The 23,184-nt window shown below is 61.1% G+C and carries 21 protein-coding genes and 1 tRNA gene; 8 read left to right on the plus strand and 14 right to left on the minus strand.

The genetic code is table 11. The features are described from left to right. The first annotated feature begins 4 nt into the window (after window positions 1-4). Window positions 5-1,951 carry an LTA synthase family protein gene (locus FY528_RS07555; protein WP_149070390.1) on the plus strand — a complete coding sequence of 649 codons (1,947 nt, stop codon included), beginning with the start codon at window positions 5-7 and terminating at the stop codon, window positions 1,949-1,951. On the opposite strand, the gene FY528_RS07560 is transcribed toward FY528_RS07555, so the two are convergent. From FY528_RS07560 to FY528_RS07570, 3 genes are all read right to left on the minus strand, one after another. Further along, entirely contained in the window at window positions 1,917-2,312 is a 396-nt protein-coding gene (locus FY528_RS07560) for a response regulator (RefSeq protein ID WP_168682874.1), read from the minus strand. The two genes, FY528_RS07555 and FY528_RS07560, sit on opposite strands and share 35 nt — an antisense overlap. Before the next feature lie 7 nt (window positions 2,313-2,319). Then, the gene (locus FY528_RS07565; protein ID WP_149070392.1) at window positions 2,320-4,167 is read right to left on the minus strand and encodes a PAS domain-containing sensor histidine kinase; all 1,848 of its coding nucleotides are present in this window, start codon (window positions 4,165-4,167) and stop codon (window positions 2,320-2,322) included. A 109-nt stretch (window positions 4,168-4,276) separates the two neighbouring features. After that, on the minus strand, window positions 4,277-4,732 hold the full coding sequence (locus FY528_RS07570; protein WP_149070393.1) for a type I restriction enzyme HsdR N-terminal domain-containing protein: 456 nt from the start codon (window positions 4,730-4,732) through the stop codon (window positions 4,277-4,279). Window positions 4,733-4,942: 210 nt separating this feature from the next. Between FY528_RS07570 and FY528_RS07575 the strand changes: the two genes are divergently transcribed. The 3 genes from FY528_RS07575 (at window position 4,943) to FY528_RS07585 (ending at window position 7,936) form a co-directional block, all read left to right on the plus strand. Further along, a complete protein-coding gene (locus FY528_RS07575) occupies window positions 4,943-5,716 on the plus strand; it encodes an AMP nucleosidase (protein WP_149070394.1) in 774 nt (257 codons plus the stop codon). Between the two features lie 83 nt (window positions 5,717-5,799). Next, window positions 5,800-6,225, plus strand: a complete 426-nt coding sequence (locus FY528_RS07580) for a hypothetical protein (RefSeq protein WP_149070395.1) — start codon at window positions 5,800-5,802, stop codon at window positions 6,223-6,225. A 34-nt stretch (window positions 6,226-6,259) separates the two neighbouring features. Then, a complete protein-coding gene (locus FY528_RS07585; RefSeq protein WP_149070396.1) occupies window positions 6,260-7,936 on the plus strand; it encodes an amidohydrolase in 1,677 nt (558 codons plus the stop codon). Window positions 7,937-8,148: 212 nt separating this feature from the next. Here the strand turns inward: FY528_RS07585 and FY528_RS07590 are convergent, their stop codons facing one another. From FY528_RS07590 to FY528_RS07605, 4 genes are all read right to left on the minus strand, one after another. Beyond that, window positions 8,149-8,658 carry a DinB family protein gene (locus FY528_RS07590; RefSeq protein ID WP_187632043.1) on the minus strand — a complete coding sequence of 170 codons (510 nt, stop codon included), beginning with the start codon at window positions 8,656-8,658 and terminating at the stop codon, window positions 8,149-8,151. Between the two features lie 88 nt (window positions 8,659-8,746). Beyond that, the gene (locus FY528_RS07595) at window positions 8,747-10,162 is read right to left on the minus strand and encodes an MFS transporter (RefSeq protein ID WP_149070398.1); all 1,416 of its coding nucleotides are present in this window, start codon (window positions 10,160-10,162) and stop codon (window positions 8,747-8,749) included. Window positions 10,163-10,243: 81 nt separating this feature from the next. Beyond that, on the minus strand, window positions 10,244-10,879 hold the full coding sequence (locus tag FY528_RS07600; protein WP_149070399.1) for a nucleotidyltransferase family protein: 636 nt from the start codon (window positions 10,877-10,879) through the stop codon (window positions 10,244-10,246). After that, a complete protein-coding gene (locus tag FY528_RS07605) occupies window positions 10,860-12,041 on the minus strand; it encodes an XdhC family protein (RefSeq protein WP_149070400.1) in 1,182 nt (393 codons plus the stop codon). The genes FY528_RS07600 and FY528_RS07605 overlap by 20 nt, the downstream gene beginning before the upstream one ends. A 343-nt stretch (window positions 12,042-12,384) precedes the next feature. On the opposite strand from FY528_RS07605, the gene FY528_RS07610 reads away from it, so the two are divergent. The 4 genes from FY528_RS07610 (at window position 12,385) to FY528_RS07625 (ending at window position 16,757) form a co-directional block, all read left to right on the plus strand. Continuing rightward, window positions 12,385-13,896, plus strand: coding sequence for a S8 family peptidase (locus FY528_RS07610; protein WP_149070401.1), 1,512 nt, complete (start codon window positions 12,385-12,387; stop codon window positions 13,894-13,896). A gap of 476 nt (window positions 13,897-14,372) precedes the next feature. Continuing rightward, window positions 14,373-15,437 (plus strand): S8/S53 family peptidase, encoded by a 1,065-nt coding sequence (locus FY528_RS07615; RefSeq protein WP_149070402.1) that lies wholly within the window; start codon window positions 14,373-14,375, stop codon window positions 15,435-15,437. A 295-nt stretch (window positions 15,438-15,732) separates the two neighbouring features. Then, window positions 15,733-16,068: a hypothetical protein gene (locus FY528_RS07620; protein ID WP_149070403.1), complete on the plus strand. Its 336-nt coding sequence runs from the start codon at window positions 15,733-15,735 to the stop codon at window positions 16,066-16,068. Window positions 16,069-16,214: 146 nt separating this feature from the next. Then, entirely contained in the window at window positions 16,215-16,757 is a 543-nt protein-coding gene (locus FY528_RS07625) for a GNAT family N-acetyltransferase (RefSeq protein WP_149070404.1), read from the plus strand. Between the two features lie 140 nt (window positions 16,758-16,897). Here FY528_RS07625 and FY528_RS07630 read toward each other — a convergent pair. The 7 genes from FY528_RS07630 to FY528_RS07660 all read right to left on the minus strand — a co-directional run bounded on the left by FY528_RS07630 (window position 16,898) and on the right by FY528_RS07660 (window position 23,156). After that, window positions 16,898-16,985, minus strand: a tRNA-Ser gene (locus tag FY528_RS07630). 81 nt (window positions 16,986-17,066) lie between these two features. Continuing rightward, window positions 17,067-18,140, minus strand: a complete 1,074-nt coding sequence (locus FY528_RS07635) for an asparaginase (RefSeq protein ID WP_262383942.1) — start codon at window positions 18,138-18,140, stop codon at window positions 17,067-17,069. A gap of 157 nt (window positions 18,141-18,297) precedes the next feature. After that, the gene (locus FY528_RS07640; RefSeq protein ID WP_149070405.1) at window positions 18,298-19,065 is read right to left on the minus strand and encodes a TatD family hydrolase; all 768 of its coding nucleotides are present in this window, start codon (window positions 19,063-19,065) and stop codon (window positions 18,298-18,300) included. A gap of 121 nt (window positions 19,066-19,186) precedes the next feature. Further along, entirely contained in the window at window positions 19,187-20,296 is a 1,110-nt protein-coding gene (locus FY528_RS07645; RefSeq protein WP_149070406.1) for a glycosyltransferase, read from the minus strand. 8 nt (window positions 20,297-20,304) lie between these two features. Then, window positions 20,305-20,922, minus strand: a complete 618-nt coding sequence (locus tag FY528_RS07650) for a polysaccharide deacetylase family protein (protein WP_149070407.1) — start codon at window positions 20,920-20,922, stop codon at window positions 20,305-20,307. Window positions 20,923-21,051: 129 nt separating this feature from the next. Further along, window positions 21,052-22,197 (minus strand): glycosyltransferase family 4 protein, encoded by a 1,146-nt coding sequence (locus tag FY528_RS07655; protein WP_149070408.1) that lies wholly within the window; start codon window positions 22,195-22,197, stop codon window positions 21,052-21,054. 26 nt (window positions 22,198-22,223) lie between these two features. Then, a complete protein-coding gene (locus FY528_RS07660; RefSeq protein WP_149070409.1) occupies window positions 22,224-23,156 on the minus strand; it encodes an FkbM family methyltransferase in 933 nt (310 codons plus the stop codon). Window positions 23,157-23,184: the final 28 nt, after the last annotated feature.

The raw sequence follows: 23,184 nt of genomic DNA on the forward strand, positions 1-23,184 counted from the left end.
GCTGATGCTTTCGGAACACCTGCGCCTGCTGCTCCGCCGTTTTGCCCTGCTGCTCGGGGCCTACCTGCTACTGCGCGTGGGGTTTTATCTGGCGAACCAAGCGGTGTTCCAAGCGGCTGCTCCCGCTCAGGTCTTGCTGGCCTTCTGGCATGGCTTCCGCTTCGATGTATCAGCCTTGCTGTTGCTGAACCTGCCGTGGGTAGTGCTGAGCCTGGTTCCGAGCCTAGCGCGGGGCTGGCAGCAGTTCCTGCGCCTGCTGTACCTGGTGCTGAATGCCCTGGGGCTGATGGTGAATCTGGCGGATTGGGAGTACTTCAAGTTTATCGGGCGGCGCACCTCCAACGAGCTGACGACGATTGGGGACGATGTGCAGCGCCAGGCCGGGCAGCTGCTTGCCAATTACTGGTACCTGTTTGTGCCCTTTTTCCTGCTGCTGGGCGCGCTCTGGTATTTCTACCCCATGCCCAAAACCACGGCTATGCATCAGGCTGGCCAAACGCGAAGGGTATGGCTGCGCTGGGGAGTAGAAGCCCTGCTGGTCGCCGGCCTGGCGGTGGTCGGCATCCGGGGTGGCTTACAGCTGAAGCCCCTGCGCACGGGAGCGGCATTTGCTCAGCAACCCGCCATCCTGGGCCACCTGGCACTGAACAGCACATTTACTTTCCTGAAAAGCCTGGGCTATACGACCATCGAGCCCAAAGCCTACTTTGCCTCTGACGAGGAGTTGCAGCAGGCCCTGGCAGCTCGCCGGGTTGCCACTCACCCGCCGCCGGCTCGCCGCGACAACGTGGTCATCCTGCTGCTGGAAAGCTTTGCCTCGGAGTACACCGGAGTAGAAAACAGCGGGCAGGGCTACACGCCTTTTTTCGATTCGCTGGCTACCCACGGCGGCCTACTGTTCCGCGACCATTACGCCAACGGGCGCCGCTCCATCGAGGCCCTGCCGGCGGTGCTGGCGGGCCTTCCGTCCTTACTGGAAGGACCGTTTATTACCTCCAACTTTCAAACCAACGAACTGCATGGCCTGGGAGAAATACTAGGCCAGCAGGGCTATACCACCTCCGTGTTTCACGGGGCTGAAAATGGCTCCATGGGCTTCAACACCTTTGCGGGGGTAGCTGGTATCCAGCGCTATTACGGGCTGAATGAATACCCCGGCAGCCGAAACAGCCCGGACTTTGATGGGCACTGGGGAATCTTTGACGAGCCTTACCTGCAGTACTTCTGCCGGGAGCTAAGCCGCCAGCCCGAGCCGTTTTTCAGCACCCTGTTCACGCTTTCGGCCCATGAGCCCTTCACGGTACCGGCCCGCTACGCTGGCCGCTTTCCCGGCGGCACCCTGCCCATTCACCGCGCCGTAGCCTACTCCGACTTCGCCCTGCGGCAGTTCTTTAAAACAGCTGCTCGTCAGCCCTGGTATAGCCGTACCCTCTTTGTGCTGCTGGCCGACCACACCTCCCAGACCGACCGTCGGGGCTACCAAAACCTACTGGGTGCCTACAAAACGCCCCTGCTGCTGTTCCGGCCCGGGCAGGCCCTGTCGGCGCCCACCAGTCCGCGCATCACCCAGCAGGCCGACGTGCAGGCCACGGTGCTGGACTGGCTGGGCATCCGGGCTCCGCGACAGCTGCTGCCCTTTGGCTATTCGGCTTTCGATAGTGCCAGTACGGGCCGTGCGCTGTTTTTGAGCAATGGCTCGTACTATCTCGTGCACCACGACTACGTGACGGAGCTTACCGCCGACGACCAGGTGCGCCAGTATGCCTACCAGCGGCACCAGCTGCCCACTCACCCGGTGGCCGTCCCTGACACCCAAAAGCTACGCCAGTACGGCCAGGAGCTGCGGGCCTGCGTGCAGTTCTACGTGAATGGGCTAGTACAAAATCGGCTTTACCCCAAGCCAGCCCGCGCCCGCGCTAGGCTTTTTGCTCCTCCAGGTGGGAGCGGATAGCGCGGATTTCGTCGCTGTCGATGGGCTTGTGGATGAGGCCGGCCACCAGGTCGTAGGTTTTGGCTTTTTCCATGTCGGTGAGAGCCAGCGAGGAGGTAAGAATGTAGATGTGGCAGCGGCCCAGCAGCTGGCCCTGGTAAGGCGCCAGCGCTTCCAGAAACTGCCAGCCATTCATGAGCGGCATGTTCAGGTCCAGGAATATAATTTGGGGTATTTCGCTGCCGCGGGCCTGCAACAGCGCCTGCAGGGCATCTTCGGCCAGCTGAAACGTGAGGATATCATCGCAGAAGCCTTCCAGCCGCAACAGGGTTTCGGTGAGGTAGTTGCCTAAGTCGTCGTCGTCGATGAGGAAGGTTTTCATGCGCATCTTAGCTGAAGTGCAATATAAACCGGGTTCCTACATTTACCTGACTCTCGACGGTGACCGTGCCGCCCATGGCTTCTACGTGGGATTTTACCAAAAACAGGCCGATGCCGCGGCCCCGTTTGACCGGGTGAAAACGCTTGTACAATTGAAATACATCCGTTCCGGCGCGGGCCGTATCGAAGCCGGACCCGTTGTCGGAAACCGTGATGGTGCTGCCCTGCCCCGGTGTTTGCGTGCCGGTGACTACCACTGACAAGGGACGGTCTTCGGCGCGGAATTTAATGGTGTTGGAAAACAGATTGTAAAAGATGCTGTGGAAGTAGGCCCGGTTCCCGCATACTTGCAGGTCATCCGGCAGCTGGCAGGAAATGGTGGCATCGGCCTCCCGCAGCGAGTCGATAAGGCTTTGGGCCACCCGCTGGCAAACGCCGGCCAGGTGCACTGGCTCCCGTTGGGGCACTTCCTGCCGGTCGCGCACCGCCAGCACGGTACTCACGTCCGACAGCACCGCGTCGAGCTCCCGGAGGCTGGCGTGCAGGTTTTTAAGGGAATTGTCGAACACTTCCGTGTCTTTTCCGGTACGCAGTAGCAAGTCGGCAAACCCCAGCGCATTGGCCAGAGGAGCCCGCAGGTTGTGCGAGACGATGTAGGCAAACTGCTGCAAATCGGCGTTCTGCTTGAAAACTTCCTGGGCCATACGGCGCTGTCGCTCCTCGGCTTCCTTGCGCTCCGAAATATCCTGCATGGCCCCAATCATGCGCAGGGGCTGCCCGGCAGCGTCGCGCAGCACGTAGCCGCGGTCAAATACCGTGGCCCAGGTGTTATCGGCGCGCCGAAAGCGGTATTCCCCCTGCCAGTAGCGCACGTGCGGGGCTTCTACGGCCTGCATTAGGCTATAGACCGTTTGCTGCGAATCATCGGGGTGAATAAACTCGGCCCACAAATCCAGGTTCGAGACGTTCTGCACCAGCATGTGCCCGAACAAGGCCTCGAATCCTTCTCCCCAGAAGAGGGTATTTTCGGGAATATTCCAGTCGTAAATGGCGTCGGTAGTGGCCCGGATGGCGTATTTGTACCGCTCGTTGCTAACCGTCAGCGCCTCGGCCGCCTGCAGGACCGAGGTTTGATCGTGCACGATGCCTACCAGCTGCCGGCAGCTGCCATCGGCTTCGACCACGGGCGTAATGCTGACTTGGCCCGTGACGCGGCCCGCCGGAAACACTGTGGTATCCAGCCAGCCAAGGCGCTGCTGGGTGGCTACGGCCAGCCGGTACTTTTCCTGATACATGGACAGCGAGGGCTCCGGGATTACCTCCTCAATGCGTTTGCCCAGTATCTGTTCCAGGGGTATGCCCGTTGTCTGGGTGAAAGCCCGATTGGCAAAAGAAAATCGAAAACTGCCCGCCTCCCCCACTTCCAGCACAAATACCACGTCGGCAATGGTGTTGAAGATGACGGACAACATGTGTTCCGGCTCCCGCCCCTTCTCCGTGTAGTTCGGCGGGCCCACGTCCTGCAGGATGCCCTGAACGCCCTGCACCTGCTCGTTGATCAGCAGCGGAAACAGCGTGCACGTCATACGCCGGCTTACGGCCCCGCCCAAGGCTAGGTCCAGCACACAGGTTTCCCCGGCCAGGGCCTGCTCAAAGCCTTGCCCAGCCCGCTCTCTTTCCCCGGGCTGCAGGCAGGCCCAGAAGCTACGGCCTGCTACCTGGGCAGCCGGGCAACCCAGCAACTCAGCAAACGGGCCATTGGCCCGCACGATTTCGCCCGCCGCATTCAGGGTGAACACGGCGTCGGGGTGCTGCTCAAAAAAAACGTGGGCCGGAATACGGTCTGAGGGAAGCATAAAGTAGAAGCGCTTACAAAGCTGCAACGCATGGCCGGCCCGGCAAAAGCCAACGTAATCCGGATGAAGCTGGCTTAAAGTAAAGAGTTTCCGGACATCTTGCTATTATTTATTGCACCAAGCCGCTATACGCTGGTACTTCCGCCAGCTGGGTATTGGTCCGGCTTATCGGATCTACCTGCCAGCAGAAATGCTGCAACCCATTGGTAAGCAGCAGCAACGGCGCCCCAATCGTTTGGTTGTAAGTGGCTGCCTGGTGGGCCACAGCGGCGGTAATTGGGACCGAGGGGGCCTTGCATTCTACCAGCAGTAGGGGTCGGCCCGTGGCATCCAGGGCCACCAGGTCGGTGCGTTTGCGGCGCTGGTTGTAGGTGTGGCCCCGCTCCAGGCTGAGCAGGCCTTTGGGGTAGCCGCGGTGCCCGATCAGGTAGTGCACCACGTGCTGGCGCACCCATTCTTCGGGCGTGAGCACCACGTGGCGGCGGCGGAGTACGTCCCAGATTAGCAAATTTTCGCCCGATTGGGTAAGTTTGTAGTCGAAAGGCGGCAGGTTCAAGGCTTGCATCACCTCCAAAGGTACGGCCCCGGGCAGTTTGCTCCCGCTTTTCGCTCCGTACCGTCGTACCCCTTTCCCAGGGTTCCGGCGGTTTTTTATTTACGGAACCTGGCGCCGAGAAACTTACCTACGGAACGACGATGCTCGTAATCATCGGACCTATTGCTACTATCTCAACCCAAGTCCCCGAGACCCTAAGCCCCTAAGACCCCAAATCATATGAAAACCAAAGCCGACATCGTAGAAAACTGGCTGCCCCGCTACACGGGCGTGCCCCTGAAAGAGTTTGGGCAGTACATCCTGCTGACCAACTTCATCAACTACGTGCACATGTTTGCCGAGCAGTTCGACGTAGAAGTGCGCGGCCTCGACAAGCCCATGCAAACGGCTACGGCCAACGGCATCACCATCATCAACTTCGGCATGGGCTCCCCCATGGCGGCCACCGTTATGGACCTGATTTCGGCCGTGAAGCCCAAGGCAGCGCTATTCCTGGGCAAGTGCGGCGGCTTGAAAAACAAAACCAAGCTCGGCGACCTGATCCTACCCATTGCGGCCATTCGCGGGGAGGGCACTTCCGATGACTACCTGCCGGCCGAAATTCCGGCGCTGCCCTCCTTCCGCCTGCAGCGCGCCGTGTCTTCCATGATCAAGAAGCACGAGAAGGACTACTGGACCGGCACGGTGTACACCACCAACCGCCGGGTGTGGGAGCACGACGAAAACTTCAAGGAGTACCTGCGCCAGATCCGGGCTATGGCCGTGGATATGGAAACGGCTACGATCTTCACTGTGGGGTTTGTAAATGAAATTCCGCACGGCGCCCTGCTGCTGGTCAGCGACAACCCCATGACGCCCGAAGGCGTGAAAACGGCCGAGAGCGACAAGAAGGTAACCTCCGACTACGTGACTACCCACCTGCAGATCGGCATCGACTCCTTGCTGGAGCTGAAGAACTCGGGCGAATCGGTGAAGCACATGCGGTTCGAGTAGCCGAAAAAAATGCTATTTGCGGGGCGCTGGTTTCTTTGGAAGCCGGCGCCCCGTTGCGTTTTGGCCCGCTGCCTTCCCAACCCATGCCCCCGATTACCTCGCCCGCCTACTTCGCCATCACCTACCACGCCCGGCGGCGGGTGCTGGTGGGGCAATGGCAGCGCTCCATCATGCCGTTTGAGCTCAACCAGGGCTACCATCGGCTGCTGGAGGTGGCGGAGGCGTATGAGTGCCGGTTCTGGCTGGTAGACACGGTGCGCTGGCAGGCCCCGGCCGATGCGGCCACCGTGCTTTGGATGATTGAAACCTTTCTGCCCAAGCTGTACCCGCGCCTGGGAGACACCGTGTACCTCGCCTTCCTAATGGCCCCGCACCAGCTGGCCGGGGTGCTCACCAACCACGCCATTCCGCCCCTGGCCGCCATCAACGGTACGCCTTATCAGCTGCAGCGCTTTACCGATGAGGCTACGGCCCTGCGCTGGCTGCGCCGCTGCCGCACGGGCCGATAGCAGCACATCGGGGCAGGTTGCGTACTTTCGCCGCATGACATTTTTCCTGTTTCGCTGCCTTGCCGGGCGCGTGCGTCCTCTGCTGGCCGCCCTCCCGGTGTTGCTCAGTGCCTGCCAGTCGGGCGCCCGCCACCCCGCCGATGTGCTCGTCTACAACGCGACCATCTACACCGTCGATTCGGCGTTCAGTCAGGCGCGGGCATTTGCGGTGAAAGACGGTAAATTTGTGGCCGTGGGCACTGCCGAGGAACTTCGGGGCAAGTACCAGGCTGCCCAGGAAGTAGATGCCCAGGGACAGTTCATCTACCCTGGTTTCTACGACGCGCACTGCCACTTCTACCGCTACGCCCTGGGCCTGCGCGACGCCGATCTGGTGGGCACCGAATCGTGGGGGGAAGTTGTGCAGCGGCTGCGGGCGCACCGTCTCCAGTACCCGCAGGCCGCCTGGCTGACCGGGCGCGGTTGGGACCAGAACGACTGGCCTACCAAGGAGTTTCCCACCAAAGACACCCTGGATGCCCTGTTCCCGAACGTACCAGTGTTTATCATTCGGGTAGACGGGCACGCGGCCCTCGTCAACCAGAAAGCCCTGGACCTGGCCGGTATTACGGCCCGTACGCCCATCAGCGGCGGGGTGCTGACGAAAGATGCCGCCGGCAAGCTCACGGGGCTACTGGTCGATAATGCCGTGGATCTGGTGTCAGCGAAGATTCCCGAGCCCACGCCCGCCGAAGCCTCCTCTCTGCTGCTCGAAGCCCAACAGCGCTGCCTGGCCGTGGGCCTCACCAGCCTCGCCGACGCCGGCCTCGATAAGTCCAACATCGACCAGATGGCCGCCCTGCAGCAGCAGGGCAAGCTCAAGCTGCGGCTCTACGCTATGCTGAACCCGACGAAGGCCAATAAGGACTTCTACTTCCGGAACGGCCCCGTGTTCCAGGACCGCCTCACGGTAGCGTCTTTCAAGGTGTACGCCGACGGGGCGCTGGGCTCCCGCGGCGCCTGCCTGGTAAAGCCCTACGCCGACCGGCCCAAGGAAACCGGCTTTCTGCTATCTACCGAAAAGGAATACCGCGCCCTGGCTAATGAAATTGCGGCCAGCAAGTTTCAAATGAATACCCACGCCATCGGCGACTCGGCCAACCGCATCATTCTCAACATCTATGGCGAAGCGCTGAAAGGCCAACGGGACCGGCGCTGGCGCATTGAGCACGCCCAGGTCATTACCCCGGCCGATATGCCGAAGTTCGGGCAGTTTGGCATTGTGCCCTCGGTGCAGCTCACCCACGCTACGTCCGACATGTATTGGGCCGGGGAACGGCTGGGTGCACAGCGCCTGAAAACGGCCTACGCCTACGAGGAGCTGCGCAAGCAATACGGCCAGGTAGCCCTGGGCTCCGACTTCCCGGTGGAGGATATCAACCCCCTATTCGGCTTTCACTCGGCCGTGGCCCGGCAGGATGCCAAGAACTACCCGGCCGCTGGCTTCCAGCCCGAAAATGCCCTGAGCCGCCCCAACGCCCTGCGCGGCATGACCACCTGGGCCGCCCACGCGGCCTTCGAGGAAAAGCAGAAAGGCAGCATCCGCCCCGGTATGGCCGCCGACTTTGTGGTGCTGGATACGGATCTGCTGAAAGCTCCCAAGGAGCAGCTGCGCACCGCCAAAGTGCGGCAGACGTGGATAGCCGGCGAGAAGGTGTTCGAGAAGAAATAATGTGCGCATAAGGAATATGGGCAGAGGTGCTAATGCTCGGGTTATGGCGACCAGCATCTACCCTAAATAAAATCAGCCCCATACTCAGCAGAAAGCCCTTTCCCGCACGCGCTGGAAAGGGCTTTTCATTTACTACATCTTAGTGCCTCTCAGAGGACGGACTGCTTCGACTCGGCCTCGCAATGACCTAATCATGAGTACATGAAGGACGGTTATTTCTCGTCGGCGGAGGGACCGTAGAGACCGGGCACGGGAATGTCGAGCAGGCGCAGGTACACGGTGAGCTGGCCACGGTGGTGAATGCTGTGGTTGAGGCCCATAAGGCGGATGGCGGCCACCTTCGACTGCTCGAAGATAGTTTGTTCGCCCCGGTGCAGCCGGAAGTTATGGGTCAGGTTCTCGTCGGTGGTGGCTTGCAACTGCTCCCGCAGTAGGGCACTGTACTGATCGAAGCGGGCTAGCAGCTCTTCTTTACTGGTGGGCGTGGGACCGGGCTTGGGCGCATTGGGGTCGAGGAAGTCCCGGGAGTCATGCGTCACAAACAAGCTCTTAAAGGCCAGCAAGTTGACTACGTGAGTAGCCAGTTGCCACAGGCTCATGCTCTTAGGATGAGGGCGATACTCGGCTTGCTCGAAGGGCACCCGTTCCAGAATAGTGCGGGTGCCGGCCAGCTCGTGGTGTAGCTCCGCCAGGATGTTTTGCTGAAAGGAAGACGTGTGCATGGTTGGTGGGAATGAATTGGGGGTGTAAAATAGCACGAGCATCGGGCGTCCCGATGCTCGTGCAAGTAGCGAAAGTCGCCGGACTTGTTTAGGCGGTAGGCAGTGCTACGTCGGGCGTAGCGGGCGGCGGGCCACTGGCTTCGGCCCCGGCAGTGGGCTCATCACGCAGCTTTTTGCCGCGGAGCGTGAGCAGAAACACCAGCCCCAGCACGAAGAACACAATGAGCGAGAGAATGCTGTTGCGCATGGAACCCGTCAGCTGGGCAATGACCCCGAACACGGCCGTGCCAATCACAATGCTGAGCTTCTCGGTCACGTCGAAAAAGCTGAAGAAGGCGGCTGTATTGGGCGTATTTTCGGGAATAATCTTGGAATACGTGCTGCGCGAAAGGCTTTGAATAGCGCCCATGGTGAGGCCGATAACGGCCGCCAGCGCGTAGAAGCTCCAGCCCGCCTGCACGTAGTAGCCCGCCACGCAAATCAGCATCCAGATAAACACCGACCAGCTCAGGGCCCGGGTGTTGCCGATGCGCTCCGAGAGCTTGGCAAATAGCCAGGCACCCAGGATACCAACTAGTTGCAGCAGCAGAATAGTCGTAATCAGGGCAGTGCTTTCCAGGTGCAGCTCTTTGTCGCCAAAGATGGTGGCCACGTACATGACCGTCTGTACGCCCATATTGTAAGTAAAATACGCCAGCAGGAAGCGTTTCAGGTTGGGCAGGTGTTTGAGCTGCGCTACGACCTTACCCAGCTCGCGGAAGCCATTCAGCAGCCAGCCCGAGTCGGAAGTAGCCGCCCCGGCGGCGCGGCCAGGGTCCTTGGGCAGGGTGGCAAAGGGAATCTGGGCGAAGCCGGCCCACCACACGCCCGTCAGCAGGAAGCCGATGCGGGTGGCCTGACCGGTTTCCAGCCCAAACGTTTCGTGGCCCATAATCAGCCCCAGGCAGATGACCAGCAGCAGCACCGAACCAATGTAGCCCATGGAAAAGCCCCGGGCCGAGAGAGAGTCAAACTTCTCCTCGGAGCTGATAACCGGCAAATAGCTATTGTAGAACACGATGGAGCCGGAAAAGCCCACCGTAGCGGCAATAAAGATGAACGTGGACATGACCAGCGTGGTCTTGTCGAACAGGTAGAGCGCGGCGCAGGAAGCGGCCCCGAGGTAGCAGAAAAACTGCATAAACAGCTTCTTGCGCCCCGAGTAATCGGCCAGGGAAGTGAGGAAGGGGCTTACTAGGGCAATGAGCAGGAAGGCGGCCGATATGGCATACGTCAGCAGCGAGGAGCCGGGCACCTGATAGCCCAAGAAGCTTACTACGTCGGTTTCCGGGCTCAGCTCTTTGGTTACGCTGCCCCAGTAAATAGGAAAAATGGACGAGGTAATGACCAGCGGATACACCGAGTTGGCCCAGTCGTAGAACGTCCAGCCTCGGGTAATGCGCTTATCGTCTTTGGGAATGTTTTGGAAGCCCGCGTCGGGGGCAGCTGGGGCAGCAGTAGTCATACAAGGCGGCTAGGAAGTCAGGAGCCGGGCAAGATAACGGGAATTACCGGTGGAGGTTAGTATGACTGCACCGCCGGGCCGCTATTCTGGGGGCTGACTTAGCAAGGCGGCGTACTGCTCCTCCGTATCCACGTCCAGCAAACCGGCCGGGAAAGGCACCGGCACCACCCTTTCCCGGTGCTGGCGCAACAGCTGGCCCGCCCCGGCTCTATCCGCAATCTGCCGTAAGAAACCCAGCACCGCCTGACTAAAAAAGGCCGGCGCGCCAAGTACCCCTGCATATTCGGCGGCGGCCATCGGGCGACTGTTTTGCGCCGCCGCTCGCCCCAGCTGGTGCAGAAGGTCCGGCGTCACGTGGGGTTGGTCGCAGAGCATCACCGTGACGCCGGCTACCAGCGGGTGCATAGCCTCCAGGCAGTGCAGGCCGGCCTTCAGCGAAGCACCCATGCCAGCCGCCCACTCGGGGCAGTGGTGCACGTGTACCGGAAGGTTTAGCAACTTCGGTAGCAGGGGCGCGTGGATGGCCCCGGTTACCACGAGCACCGGGCTGCCATCGGCCGCTGCTACCGCCGTTTCGGCGGCCCGCCGGAGCAGGGTTTTTCCTTGGTAAGCCAGCAGCTGCTTGGGGCGGCCCAGGCGCGTAGAGGCCCCCGCAGCCAGCAGCAGAATGGCTGGCGGTAACCTATCCGGCTTTTTGCTAGAGACTGCAGCTGGCATCTACCCGATTATCAGTTACCAGCGGGACGTTTGCGTGCAGCGGCGGATGTATGGGATGGGGCGAGTCGCGCAGGAACCCGGCGGGCCGCCCGGCCAGCACGGCCTGCATTTCCGCCACCACCGATAGCGCAATTTCCTCCGGGGTTTCGGCGCCCAGATTCAAACCCACGGGGCTGTAGAGGCGGCCCTGCAGCCGCTCGGCAGCATCCGGGGTGTGCTGGCGCAGGTCCTCCAGCAGCCGCTCGTATTTTTTGCGGGGGCCCAGCAACCCAATGTAGCGCGTGGGCGCAGTCAGCAAGTGCTGCAGCACGGCCAGGTCGTAGTAATAGTTGTGGGTCATAAGCAGGGAAAAGTCTGCCTCGGGCGCCTGGATGGCCAGCTGGGCCAGGGGCACTACCCGCACTTGGTGGGCTTCGGGAAAACGACCGGGCTGGGCCTGGGCCGGCCGCCCATCAACTACCTCCACCCGCCAGCCCAGGCTGCTGGCCAGCTTTACCAGGGGCTGCACATCGTTGCCAGCCCCGTACACGGCCAGGCGGACAGGCGGACGCAGAATTTCCAGGCTCACGCGCATGGCCGCTGGTCCGGCGGCGTAGTGCCGCGTGGCTGGCTGGCCCGCGGCCAGGGCCGCCCGGGCATCGGCCAGCAGCTGCGGGTAGCTTTCGGCTTCTTCCGAAAAGTTGCCTAGGACAGTGCCTCCGGTGGTGAGCAGCAGCCGCTCTCCCACCTGCACCGCAGTGTTGGCAGCACTGAATACCGTCGCCAGCACGGCACTTTGCTCCCCTAGCTGGGTCCAGCGGCGCAAAAGTTCCAGCGGGTTATAGGGGTTCTGGAAATCGAGCGGCTCCAGCAGAATCTGCACCACGCCCTGGCAGCCCAGGGCCGCCCCAAACTGCAGGTCATCGTCGGGGTCGGTGGAGTCGTAGGTGACAATGGCAGGGCGGCCCGACTGAATGACGCGGCGGGCCCGCTGGCGGGCGTCGCCCTCCAGACAGCCGCCGCTGATGGCGCCGGTCAGTTCCCCCTGATCGGTAACCAGCATACGGGCCCCGGGGCGGCGGTAGGCGGAGCCGGCTACATCTACGACCGAGGCCAGGGCGCAGGCCTGCCCGGCCGCGCGGTGCGCGTCGTAGGCGTGGAGCAGGCGTTGAAGTTCGTTCATAATTAGGGGAATCTGTGCGCGACACGCCCCCCACGGGCCGACCGACCGATCTGGCCACGGGGGAAGTTACGGGGGATTTTGGGGCAAATAGGGCTTTGGACAACCGGGTGAAAAAGGCAGCCGACCCGGTAGCAGGGTACGCGAGAGGCGGGCAACTCGTTGAACTAATCTACGGCGCATGCTGCTTTCCCCACAACCAGACCAGGCAAATCCCGATTGCCGATTTCGGCGCTTAACGAGGCTTGTCGTCAGAACCAGCCTGCTATCCGGCGCTTCCGTTGCCATTCGACTGCTTTTTTGGCCTTTCTTTTAAAAGTTCGTTTTCACCACCCCACCCCCGTTTATGAACAAATCCTTTTCTACTCCCCGCGCCTTTTCGCTGCTGAGCCTTGGGCTTGGCTTACTGGCCAGCTGCAGCAAAGAAGACATTCGCCTGACTGAGGCTGCCCCGCAGTCGGTAGCGGCTAGCAGCGCCGTTGCAACGGAGGGCAACAGCCTGGTACGCCGCGCCCATCAGTACATCATCATCTCCAGCACCAACGAGCTACCCGCGGCCCTCGCCACCCAGACCCAGGCGGCCAACGGCACCCTCACCGACGAGCTGCCCGGCACGGGCCTGGCCCTGGCTACGTCTTCCGACCCCGACTTCGCCGCCAAAGCTGCCCGCATCAGCGGGGTACGCTCCGTCATCCACGATTTTAGCTTCCAGGGCTTCAACCCCGAGGCGGCGCGGAGCGTGGAGGCCATTGCCGAAGCCGATAACACCAACCCCGGCAGCGCCGGCGACAACGAGCGGTTTTTCCCGCTGCAGTGGGGCCACACCGCCATTGAGGCGCCCGAGGCCTGGAACACCGGGGCCCGCGGGGCCGGGGCACTGGTAGCCGTTCTGGACGGCGGCTTCGACCTCACCCACCCCGATCTGAAACCCAACATCGTAGGTAGCCGCTCGTTTGTTCCCGGGGAGCCGGCGCAGTTTGCTCGCAGTACGTTCAGCCACGGCTCCCATACGGCAGGCACCATTGCCGCCGCCGACAACGGGCTGGGCGTCATTGGCGTAGCGCCGGATGCCCAGCTGCTGCTGGTAAAAGTCCTGCGTGATTCGGGCTCCGGGTCATTCTCCTGGATGATTCAGGGCATTTATTACGCCGTAGCGCAGCAGGCCGATGTTATCAATATGAGCCTGGGCGCCGCCATTCCCCGCAACAGCAAGTTCCGCGACGACAACGGCACCCCCGACGACGCCACGGACGATACCTGGGTAAACGAAACCAAGGAAATTCAGGAACTGCTGGTGGCCATCGGCAAAGCCACCACCTACGCCACCCGGCAGGGCACCACGGTTATTGCCTCCTCCGGCAATGATGCCAACAACGGCCAGCGCGACCAGGACCTAGTCCACATTCCCTCGGGTGCTGCCAACGTTATTTCCATCTCGGCCACGGCACCCACTGGCTGGGCCCTTAACCCTCTTGGCACCAACCTCGATGGCGTAGCTACTTACACTAACTACGGCACTTCCGACGTAGACTTTGCTGCTCCCGGCGGCGACTCAGCCTACCCTGGTCTGGATATCAGCACTGTGGCGGGCGTACGCCAGTACACCTTCGCCTTCGATATGGTATTCAGTTGCACCAGCCTGGGCCGCTATACTTGGTCGGCCGGCACCAGCATGGCGGGCCCGCACGCCGCCGGGGTAGCCGCGTTGGTCGTGGGCAAGAACGGGGGTAGAATGGACCCAGCCAAGGTGTTGGCGACGTTGCGTGCTTCAGCCGATGACCTCGGTAAGCCCGGCCGTGACCCCTACTACGGCTATGGTCGCGTTAATGCCCGGCGCGCCGTAACGCAGGTGCCGTAAATCCTCTGCGCCCCCTTACAACGGCCGGCTTCCTTCCTGGGAGCCGGCCGTTGTGCGTTCTGGCCGTTGCAGCTTGGCTGGGTTACGCCTGCCACTGGGCTGGCACACGACCAGAATAACGCTTAGCAGTTCAGAAGGCCCTATCTCAGCAAACCGACTTTAGCCTCCGAAGAATTTACTTTTTGCTGGACGACGGGAACGTTAGGCCGCGTATTTCTCAAGCAGGAAACGGCTAACTCAACAGTATTCTGCTCCCTCCCTGTCGGCCCGGAACTCTACTCTTTAATATTATAATATACTGATATCTAATAGAAAAATATTTGCAACAGGAGACGTCGGCTGAGTCGGATTCAGGTCCGAGGGCGCAATATTCAGCACCCAACTCGCGAATGTACATAATTTTATCTTTTATTGCACTTTACTTGCTAATTGAAATATTTTATTATTTATTAGTACTGCACTAAACCTTCACCGTTATGGCTTCCTTTTTCACAGTTCGTAATTTTTCGATGTTGGGCCTGGGAGTACTGCTGCTGAGTGGGTGCTCTACCGAAGATTCTATTACCAATGCCGCCCAGCGTAGCCGCTCCGTAACGCAGGCCGTTCCGGACCCGAGCCTGGAGCCCGCCACCCGCCTGCCGCAACACTACCTGCTAGTAGCTACTACAGACCAGCTGCCCGGTGACCTGACGGATCAGGCCTGGCTGGCGAATGGCACTATCACCGGGACCATGCCGGAAGTGGGGCTGGCCCTGGCTACGTCCGACGACCCTGCCTTCCTGGCCAAAGCCAGCCACATCCCGGGTATTCGCGCCGTAATACATGACTTTAGCTACCAAGCGCCCAAGCCCCAGGCCGCTCGCGCCAAAATAGGCTACACCGCCCTTCAGCTTGGTTCTAGCGCGTACGGTACCTCCCTGCCAGGAGCCAAGGCCACGGCTAACATCAAAGCTGGGGCCGCCGCCCGCGCCGGCTCTGTTGGCAAAGGTGCATTAGTTGCCGTTCTGGGCCGGGGAAATCAACTCCTTCCCGCATTTAAAAACCATGTGGTAGGTTCTGCTTCTTTCGTCCCAGGCGAGGAAGTACACGCCGCTCCCCAGCGGTCCTATGACGCCAACTCCCCTGAAGCCCGCGTGCTGGTTGTGAAAGTACTGGGCGACAAAGGCACTGGTTCCCTGGGCTGGATGCTGCAAGGCCTGTACTACGCCGCAACGCAACGCGCCAACATCGTCAGCCTGGACTTGGCCACCGTAGTGCCGCGTAACGCCAAGTTCCGCAACGACCCAAGCAGCGCCGCCGTGCAGACGGATGAAGCCTGGGAGCGTAATCCCGAGGAAATTCAGACCCTGCTCGTAGCCATCAGCAAAGTGATGAACTATGCCAGCAAGCATGGCGTAACTATTACGGCACCGGCCAAACACATGCAGCCTAATGGCAACAAGCGACTAATCCACATACCGGCCGACCTGCCGAACGTGCTGGCTATTACGCCCCAAACCGACCTAGCCGTGCTGGAGTCGGCGCCGGCACTGCGGCAATAAATGGCCTTTTCTAGTAGCAAGTGAGTGGTGCGCCCCCTGTTTCAGGAGGGCGCACTTTTTTGGCGCCTGACCTGCCGGGCCGGAACAGCAGGTGGTACGCCAAGTCCACCTAATTTCTATATTTCGCTCGAAATATATTTTGTCGGGCACCAGGGGCCGTTGGTCGCCCACTGGCGGGTATTGGTCTATTTTTCATCCAAGTACCGACCTTCAATAGGCACATTTACGGGCGTAGCCCCAACGGCCCGCCGTTTGCCCCAGCTTCCGCACTCTTCCACTTTTCCGCACTGCTCCTATGAATACCCCTATTGCACTCCGTTTCCTGCTTGTTGTAGCTGCCGTGACGCTCAGCAGCTTCTCAGCCGTAGCGCAGACGACTACTACGCCCCCGGCAACCGCCGACGTGGCTCCGTCCGACTTAGTGCGCAGTCTGTCGAACACGCTTCAGCTCCAGCCGCATCAGGCCCAGCTTTTGCGCCGCGCCCTAGCTACTCCCAAAGGCCCTACGCTCACGGCTCTGCAAAAGCAATTTCATGATGGCCTCTCTCCCCTGCAGCTGGCCCGCCTGGAAGAATGGGAGAAAACAGCACCCCAAGCCTTGCAACAGCGCTTCATAGCTTTGGCCGATTAATCTTAAGCTTTACTACCTGTCACGGCCCCGCTTTCAACCGAGAACGGGGCCGTACTGCGTTCTTGGCCCGTATCTGCCGCTTTTGTCCTCAATTCCTGCTCCCCGGCAGACTGTTTTTGCCCATTGCACTTAGTTTTCGACCCAGTATGTGCCCTTTCTCCCTGCAGCCCGTTCTGGAAAACGACGCTATCAGGCTGCTTCCCCTGCAGCCGTCTGATTTTGACGCGCTATACTTCGTGGCCGCCGACCCCAAAATCTGGGAGCAACATCCAAACCAGGACCGTTGGCAGCGGGCAGTGTTTACCACCTTCTTTGCAGGCGCTATGCAAAGCGAAGGAGCATTCAAAGTGGTGGACAAAGCTACAGGGGCTACACTGGGGAGTACCCGTCTCTACGACTACAATCCACAGGACAACAGCATCCTCATTGGCTACACGTTCTACGGCACCGGCTCCTGGGGAAAAGGCATCAACCGGGCGGCCAAAGCCCTGCTGCTGGATTACGTGTTCCAGTTTGTGGAAACCGTGCGCTTCCACATCGGGGCCGGCAATGTACGTTCGCAGATTGCCATTCAGCGGCTAGGCGCTATCAAAGTAGCCGAACAGGAGGTAACGTACTACGGCGAGTTGCCCAAGCTCAACTTTGTGTATGAGCTGACAAAGCAGACTTGGGCGGCGCATGCCAAGTAAATACTTCTCAACGGCTTATCAATAGAAGCCGTGTCCACACGGTTGACTGCCAGTTGGGTGTAAAACGCTTAAAACGATACGGCTACATCCCGGCTATGAAACGAAAAACCCCGCTGGCAGCTTGCAAGCGGGGTTTATTGCAGAGAGGATGGGATTCGAACCCACGATGAGCTTTAGACCCATACACACTTTCCAGGCGTGCTCCTTCAACCACTCGGACACCTCTCTGGGTGTTGGGAAGTGGCGCAAAATAACACCCGATTTTCCGGAAACGCAAGCCGGAGCGTAATTCTCCGAGCTGGCCGCGCTTTAAGCGGGCGTAATTTCTCCCCGCAGGTCGCGGGCCAGGCCTGCCGCGGTATCGGCGGCCGTGAGCGGGTGAGCCAGCACGTACATGAGCTTGGTGATGGCCGCTTCGGTGGTAATGTCCTCCCCCCCGATGACGCCCAAGTCACGGAGGTGGGCGCTGGTTTCGTAGCGGCCCTGCTGCACGTGGCCTTCGTCGCACTGACTGACGTTGAGAATGTGGAGGCCCCGGTCGGTGGAGTCGCGGAGGGCGCGGGTAAACCACGCGGCGGTGGGGGCGTTGCCGGCCCCGTACGTTTCGAGCACGCAGCCCCGCAGGTCATCTACCTCCAGAATGCCGCGCACCATGCGTTCCGCAATGCCGGGGTAGAGCTTCAGAATAGTCACCCGGTCGTCCAGTTCCCGGTGGAAAAGCGGGGGGCCTGGGGGCACGGCGTTGCGGATAAAGGCGTCGTTATACTCCAGGTCGATGCCGGCCCGGACCAGGGGCGGGTAGTTTTCACTTTTGAAGGCGTTGAAGTGGCCGCTTTCCACTTTCTTGGCCCGGTTGCCGCGCAGCAGCACGTTGTGAAAGAAGATGCTGACTTCGGGCACGCAGGCGCGCCCCGTTTCCCGGTCGCGGGCGGCGGCCAGCTCCAAAGCCGTCAGCAAGTTCTTGCGGGCATCGGTGCGCACCTTACCCACGGGCAGCTGGGCGCCGGTGAAAATGACGGGCTTGGTGAGGTTTTCGAGCAGAAAGCTTAGGGCCGACGCCGAGTAGGCCATGGTATCGGTGCCGTGCAGAACGACAAACCCGTCGTACTCCTCGTAGCTTTCCCGAATGATATCTACCAACGTAAACCAGTCGGCGGGCATCACATTCGAGGAGTCGATGGGCTGGGCGAGGCTGCGCACGGTGAGGCGCACGTTGAACTGCAGGAGCTCCGGCATCAGCTGCAACATGCTGCTGAATTCCATCGGGACCATTTCGCCGCGGCGGTTGTAGGCCATGCCAATGGTACCGCCCGTGTAAATGAGCAGCAGCGACGCTTCCGGGGCAGCCGGGGCGGCGATGTTGATATCCAGTAACTGAGTCAAGGGTGAGGAAAGGTGGTGCTGGTTTCGCCCCGGTTGAGGGCGAAGCACAGCGCGGTTGGGTGGTAAGGAAACGAGGCACACACGCCGGTGGGTGAGGCCGGCGCCTGAGCAAGCTAAGGGTTTAACCACGGTTTTCCCACCCCGCCGGCAACTTTTGCTAGAGCCGAAACAGCTCCTGGGCCGTGCGCGTGGTCGCCTCGGCTACTTCCTCCAGGTCTTTGCCCAGCAGCTCGGCCACGCGGTGGGCTACCAGCGGCAAATACGCCGGCTCGTTGCGCTTGCCCCGGTACGGCACCGGCGACAGGTAGGGGCAGTCGGTTTCGAGCAGCAGGTGCTCCAGCGCCAGACCCGGCAGTACTTGGTCGAGGCCGCCGTTTTTAAAGGTCGCTACTCCGCCTATGCCTAGTTTGAACCCCAGCCCGATGACGTGCTCCGCCTCGGCACGGGAGCCCGAGAAACAGTGAAAAACGCCCCGCAAGGTGCCATCCTGGGCCGTTTCAATGAGCTCTGCGGTTTCCTGGAAGGCTTCGCGCGTGTGCAGCACCAGCGGCAAGTCGTGCTTTTTGGCCAGCGCAATCTGCACCCGCAGGGCTTCCTGCTGCCAGGGCAGCGTGGTTTTGTCCCAGTGCAAATCGATGCCACACTCCCCTACCGCCGCAAAGGGCCGCTGCCCCAACCAAGTCTCGACTTCGTACAGCTCTTTCTCAAAGTGCCGGCCCACTGAGCACGGATGCAGCCCCATCATGGCAAAGCACTGCCGGGGATGCTGCAGCTCCGTTTCGAGCATCACGTCGATGCTGGTATGGTCGATATTGGGCATGACGATGGTTTGCACCCCCGCTTCGAAGGCGCGTTGCAGCATGGCGTCGCGGTCTTCTTTGAACTGCTCGGAATAAACGTGGGCGTGCGAATCGGTGAGGTGCATTGTATAGGAGTTTCTGTTTTTAGTTTCTGGTTTCTGGCTTACAATTGCTCACAAAGGTACTGGTGCAGCTGCTGGCTTATCGACGCCCAAACCAGCACCTAGCAAACAGCAGCCCTCATAATCAGGCATACTGGCGGCCCTTCCAGGTAAAGCGTAGCGGCAGCACCCGGAAGCCTACCAGCCCCAGCGTAAGCCCAACGGTGTAAAGCTCAAACAAGGGCAACAGACGCAAGGGCGGCCGAAGCCCAACTCGGTAAAAGCAAAGGGCCGTCAGAACTCCCTGCGCTACCATTTTGGCCCCCAACACGGCCAGCGCCGCCAAAGGCCCGCTGGTGAAGGCCAATCCAAGCATGGCCGGATAGATTCCAGAATACACCAGTAAAGCCGCTTGCAGCCCCCAGGGCAGCGCCTCGACGCCCCGCAGCCAGCGCCGCCGCTGGTGCAACAGCTGCCCCAACGTACCAATAGGCAGGGACTCAGCCAGCACTTCCGGGGAAAACACGTTTCGGAACGTGAAGCCCCGCCCCAGCACTGCCCGGAACAACGCATAGTCTTCCGTGACGGAGAAAGGCAGCGCCTCGTAGCCGCCGGTGGCCTCATACGCCTGGCGCGTTACGAGCATATTGTTGCCCATAGCCGTTACGGGCTTGCCCCAGTCCGACACCACCTGCACCAAGGATAAGGACAAAAGCCAATCGAGCCGCTGCAGCTGGTCGAACAGGCGCGGCCCCTGCACTACGGTGATGCCCGTAACAATGCCCACGGAACCCTGCACCCGCCCCAGCAACCCCGAAACCCAGGTACGGGGCACGGCAATATCGGCGTCCGTGATGCAGAATACATCGGAAGTAGCGGCCCGGGCCAGATGGGCCAGCACGTTGGCTTTGCCGCGGGCCTGTCCTTTATTGGTCTGAATAGATACCACCCGAAAGCTACCCGCGTAGTCCTGCATCACGGCCTGCGCAATAGCCACGGTATTGTCGGTGGAGGCATCATCGCCCAGTAATACTTCCAGCAGCGGCGCTGGGTACGCCAACTCCCGGATGGAAGCCAGACACCGCTCAATGGCCACTTCTTCGTTGCGGGCGGCCAGCAGAATGCTTACGCGGGGGAGCGGCTGCGGGACGGGTGCGGCCCGCGGCTCGTGGCGGCGGGCAAACAGTACAGTAGCAGTGCCCAGCATGGCAAACCACAACGCCACGAAGCACAACAGGGCAGCGGTAAGCATCATGCGCAGGCTTAGATAGCAGCGAAGGTGAAGCCCTGCTCGGCGAAATGCTCCAGGTAGCGCGGCAGCACGTAGCGCAGGTTGCGGCTGGCTTTCAGGCTATCATGAAACACCACAATAGAACCGGGCCGGGAATAACCAATGGCCGTTTGCAGGCAGTCCTCGGGCGCCAGAGTGTGGTCGTAGTCGCAGGTAAGCACGTCCCACATAATCAGCTGGTACTGTTCGTTCAGAATGCGCGCCAGCGGCAGCGTAATACGCCCGTAGGGCGGCCGCAGCAAGGGCCGGACTTCAGGTTCCGGTAGCACGTCCAGCAGGGCCTCCTGGCAGCGGGCTACATCTGCCAGGTACTCGGCTCGTGGGGTTGTCCAGCCGCTGAGGTGGTGGTGGGTATGATTGGCCAGGCGGTGGCCCGCCGCCAGCACTGCCCGCGCTATGGCCGGGTGGCGCACTATATTGTCGCCCACGCAGAAGAACGTGGCTTTGGCATCGAAGCGAGCCAGCTGTTCGAGGACGAAGGGCGTTTCTTCCGGAATGGGTCCGTCGTCGAAGGTCAGGTATAGGGTGCGGCCCGTAGCGGGCATCTGCCACCAGCATTCCGGTAACAAGCGGCGCAAGGGTTCAGGCATTCGGTACAGGCGCATACGGGCAAGCTGAAAGTCAATAGCAAACAAAAAAGCACGGCCGGTTACCCTGGGCTGCCGGCTGCTTCAGGGGGCAAACTACCCCATCAAGACCCGGAAGGTACTCAGCCTTTCTTAGACACTAGGACTTTCAGGCTCCACCACTTCCGCCACCGCCTGCCACAAGAGCCGGGCACTGTGGTCCCAGGAGTAGCGGGCGGCGTTTTGCAGGCCCAACGCCGCCAAAGCAGCGCAACGGGGCGCGTCGTCGTGCAGCTCGCCCAGCGCCTCGGCAATGGAAGCTACCGAGAAAGGGTCGACAAGGCGGGCCGCGCCCCCGGCAACCTCCGGCAGAGAGCTGCAATTGGAGGTGATGACCGGGCAGCCGCAGGCCTGGGCCTCGATGACGGGAATGCCGAAACCCTCGAAATACGGCACATACACGGTGGCCCGCGCGGCGGCGTACAGCTGCGTCAGCTCGGCGTCGGTGACGCGGCCGGTCAGGTGCACATCGCGGCGGTGCTCTAAGTGGCGGTACACTTCGAAGATGGGGCCGGCCTGCCAGGCGGTGCGGCCAACCACCAGCAGCTTGGTGGGCGCGCCGGTACGCTGCTTGAACTCATCAAAGGCCCGCAGCAGGTTTACCAGGTTTTTGCGTGGCTGCAGGGCGCCCACGAACAAGAAGTAAGGCTTGCCGGCGCTGTACCGTTCCCGCGTGGCCTGCTGCTCGGGCGCCAGTTGGGGCTGAAAGTGGGCATCGGCCGCATTGGGCACCACCCGAATTCTCTCCCCCGACAGCCCGTAGGTGCTCATGATATCCTGGCGCGTGGCTTCCGACACGGCCACCACCCGCGCCGAGGCCCGGGCAAAGCGCGGCGTGAAGTACTGATAATAGCGCCGGGTCAGGCGGTCAATATCCTGCGGAAAATGCTCAAAAGCCAGGTCGTGGATGACGGTTACGCGCGGTACCCGGGTGGCCAGGGTGGTGTAGCCGTCGGGGCTGAGCAGCACGGCTGGCCGGTGCCGCAGCAGCCAAGCCGCTACCGCGCCCTCAAACCACGTGAGCCACAGCAGCGGGTGGCGAGCCGGCGGATACAGCACGTGCGGCACCACATTGGCCCCAAAAAGATACCGCTCGTCGAAGGGCCGGTCGAAGAGAAAGTGAAACGTATGCTCGGGGTGCTGCTGCACCAGCCGCCGGAGCGTCTCATACGTGAAACGCCCAATGCCCTCGAGCTTGTCGCCGGGCAGCAGGAAGCGGGTGTTGATGGCTATTTCCACAAATGCGCAGCGCAGGGCCGGTTAAATCAGGCCGACGTTTTCTTGAATACGAAATTATCGGAGTCAAGCTGCTGCTCGAGCAGGAAGGCTTCCAAGTCGGGGCAGGGCTGCAGGCGGCCGGCATCATCGAGGCGGTGCGGGTGGTAGCCCAGTTCAGCCAATAAAGCTGCGGCTTCCCGATGGCTGGCGTTGTGCCGGGCTGGGGCCAGGTACTCCAGAATAACGAGCGGAGCCTGCTGGCGCAGCAAATGCTCAGCCCCCCGAATCACCTGAGCTTCGGCGCCCTCCACGTCAATCTTGATAATGTGCGGCGCTGGTCCAGCCGCGTATACGGCTTCATCCAGGGAAACCGCTTCTACCGTGGTACAAGCGGGCTTGAAGCTTCCAAACCACGTTTCCTGCTCAAACTGGCCCACGTGCATGGAGTTGAACTCATTATACTGGACTGGAAACTCATAAAAAGATACTGGCTCGGCCTTATCTGATACGGCCCGGTGAAAGATCTGCACATTGGCCTGGCCCGCCACATTATCTTGAAGCACGGCGTAGGTATGGCTGCCGGCCTCAAAGCCCCGCACGCTCCCAGCGGCCCCTACCAGCTGCGCGGCCAGCAGCGTGAAATACCCGAAGTGGGCGCCTACATCCACAAAGTGCTGTCCGGGCTGCAGTTCCCGGATAAGAAACCGCGCCAGCCGCAGCTCCGAGCCGTGGGACTTGGCCCCCAGCAGGTAGATGTCGGTGCCGGCGGGCAGCACCACCGTCATGGGCACCCCAAAGAAGGTAGGCGTCTGGCACACTTTGCCCCGGTGGGTGCGGGCATACACAAACGTGCGAAAACCCAGGGCCCACAGGTAGCGGGCCGGCGCGTGCCACAAGCGGCGCAACCGGCCGGCCTGGGCCAGCTGCTCGATTTTATCCAGGCGACGCAGCAGCGTGGCGGAAGAGGAAGTGGTAGTCAAGAAACGGGAATAGAAGCGGGCTTTGGGC

Source organism: Hymenobacter lutimineralis (assembly GCF_008271285.1).
Lineage (GTDB): Bacteria > Bacteroidota > Bacteroidia > Cytophagales > Hymenobacteraceae > Hymenobacter > Hymenobacter lutimineralis.

Coding starts and splice junctions, on each gene's coding strand:
- FY528_RS07570 (WP_149070393.1), bottom strand. CDS start 4,732: ATGCAAGCCTTGAACCTGCCGCCTTTCGACTACAAACTTACCCAATCG.
- FY528_RS07560 (WP_168682874.1), bottom strand. CDS start 2,312: ATGAAAACCTTCCTCATCGACGACGACGACTTAGGCAACTACCTCACC.
- FY528_RS07620 (WP_149070403.1), top strand. CDS start 15,733: ATGAATACCCCTATTGCACTCCGTTTCCTGCTTGTTGTAGCTGCCGTG.
- FY528_RS07605 (WP_149070400.1), bottom strand. CDS start 12,041: ATGAACGAACTTCAACGCCTGCTCCACGCCTACGACGCGCACCGCGCG.
- FY528_RS07595 (WP_149070398.1), bottom strand. CDS start 10,162: ATGACTACTGCTGCCCCAGCTGCCCCCGACGCGGGCTTCCAAAACATT.
- FY528_RS07640 (WP_149070405.1), bottom strand. CDS start 19,065: ATGCACCTCACCGATTCGCACGCCCACGTTTATTCCGAGCAGTTCAAA.
- FY528_RS07650 (WP_149070407.1), bottom strand. CDS start 20,922: ATGCCTGAACCCTTGCGCCGCTTGTTACCGGAATGCTGGTGGCAGATG.
- FY528_RS07575 (WP_149070394.1), top strand. CDS start 4,943: ATGAAAACCAAAGCCGACATCGTAGAAAACTGGCTGCCCCGCTACACG.
- FY528_RS07600 (WP_149070399.1), bottom strand. CDS start 10,879: ATGCCAGCTGCAGTCTCTAGCAAAAAGCCGGATAGGTTACCGCCAGCC.
- FY528_RS07585 (WP_149070396.1), top strand. CDS start 6,260: ATGACATTTTTCCTGTTTCGCTGCCTTGCCGGGCGCGTGCGTCCTCTG.
- FY528_RS07615 (WP_149070402.1), top strand. CDS start 14,373: ATGGCTTCCTTTTTCACAGTTCGTAATTTTTCGATGTTGGGCCTGGGA.
- FY528_RS07625 (WP_149070404.1), top strand. CDS start 16,215: ATGTGCCCTTTCTCCCTGCAGCCCGTTCTGGAAAACGACGCTATCAGG.
- FY528_RS07555 (WP_149070390.1), top strand. CDS start 5: ATGCTTTCGGAACACCTGCGCCTGCTGCTCCGCCGTTTTGCCCTGCTG.
- FY528_RS07610 (WP_149070401.1), top strand. CDS start 12,385: ATGAACAAATCCTTTTCTACTCCCCGCGCCTTTTCGCTGCTGAGCCTT.
- FY528_RS07580 (WP_149070395.1), top strand. CDS start 5,800: ATGCCCCCGATTACCTCGCCCGCCTACTTCGCCATCACCTACCACGCC.
- FY528_RS07645 (WP_149070406.1), bottom strand. CDS start 20,296: ATGATGCTTACCGCTGCCCTGTTGTGCTTCGTGGCGTTGTGGTTTGCC.
- FY528_RS07590 (WP_187632043.1), bottom strand. CDS start 8,658: ATGCACACGTCTTCCTTTCAGCAAAACATCCTGGCGGAGCTACACCAC.
- FY528_RS07565 (WP_149070392.1), bottom strand. CDS start 4,167: ATGCTTCCCTCAGACCGTATTCCGGCCCACGTTTTTTTTGAGCAGCAC.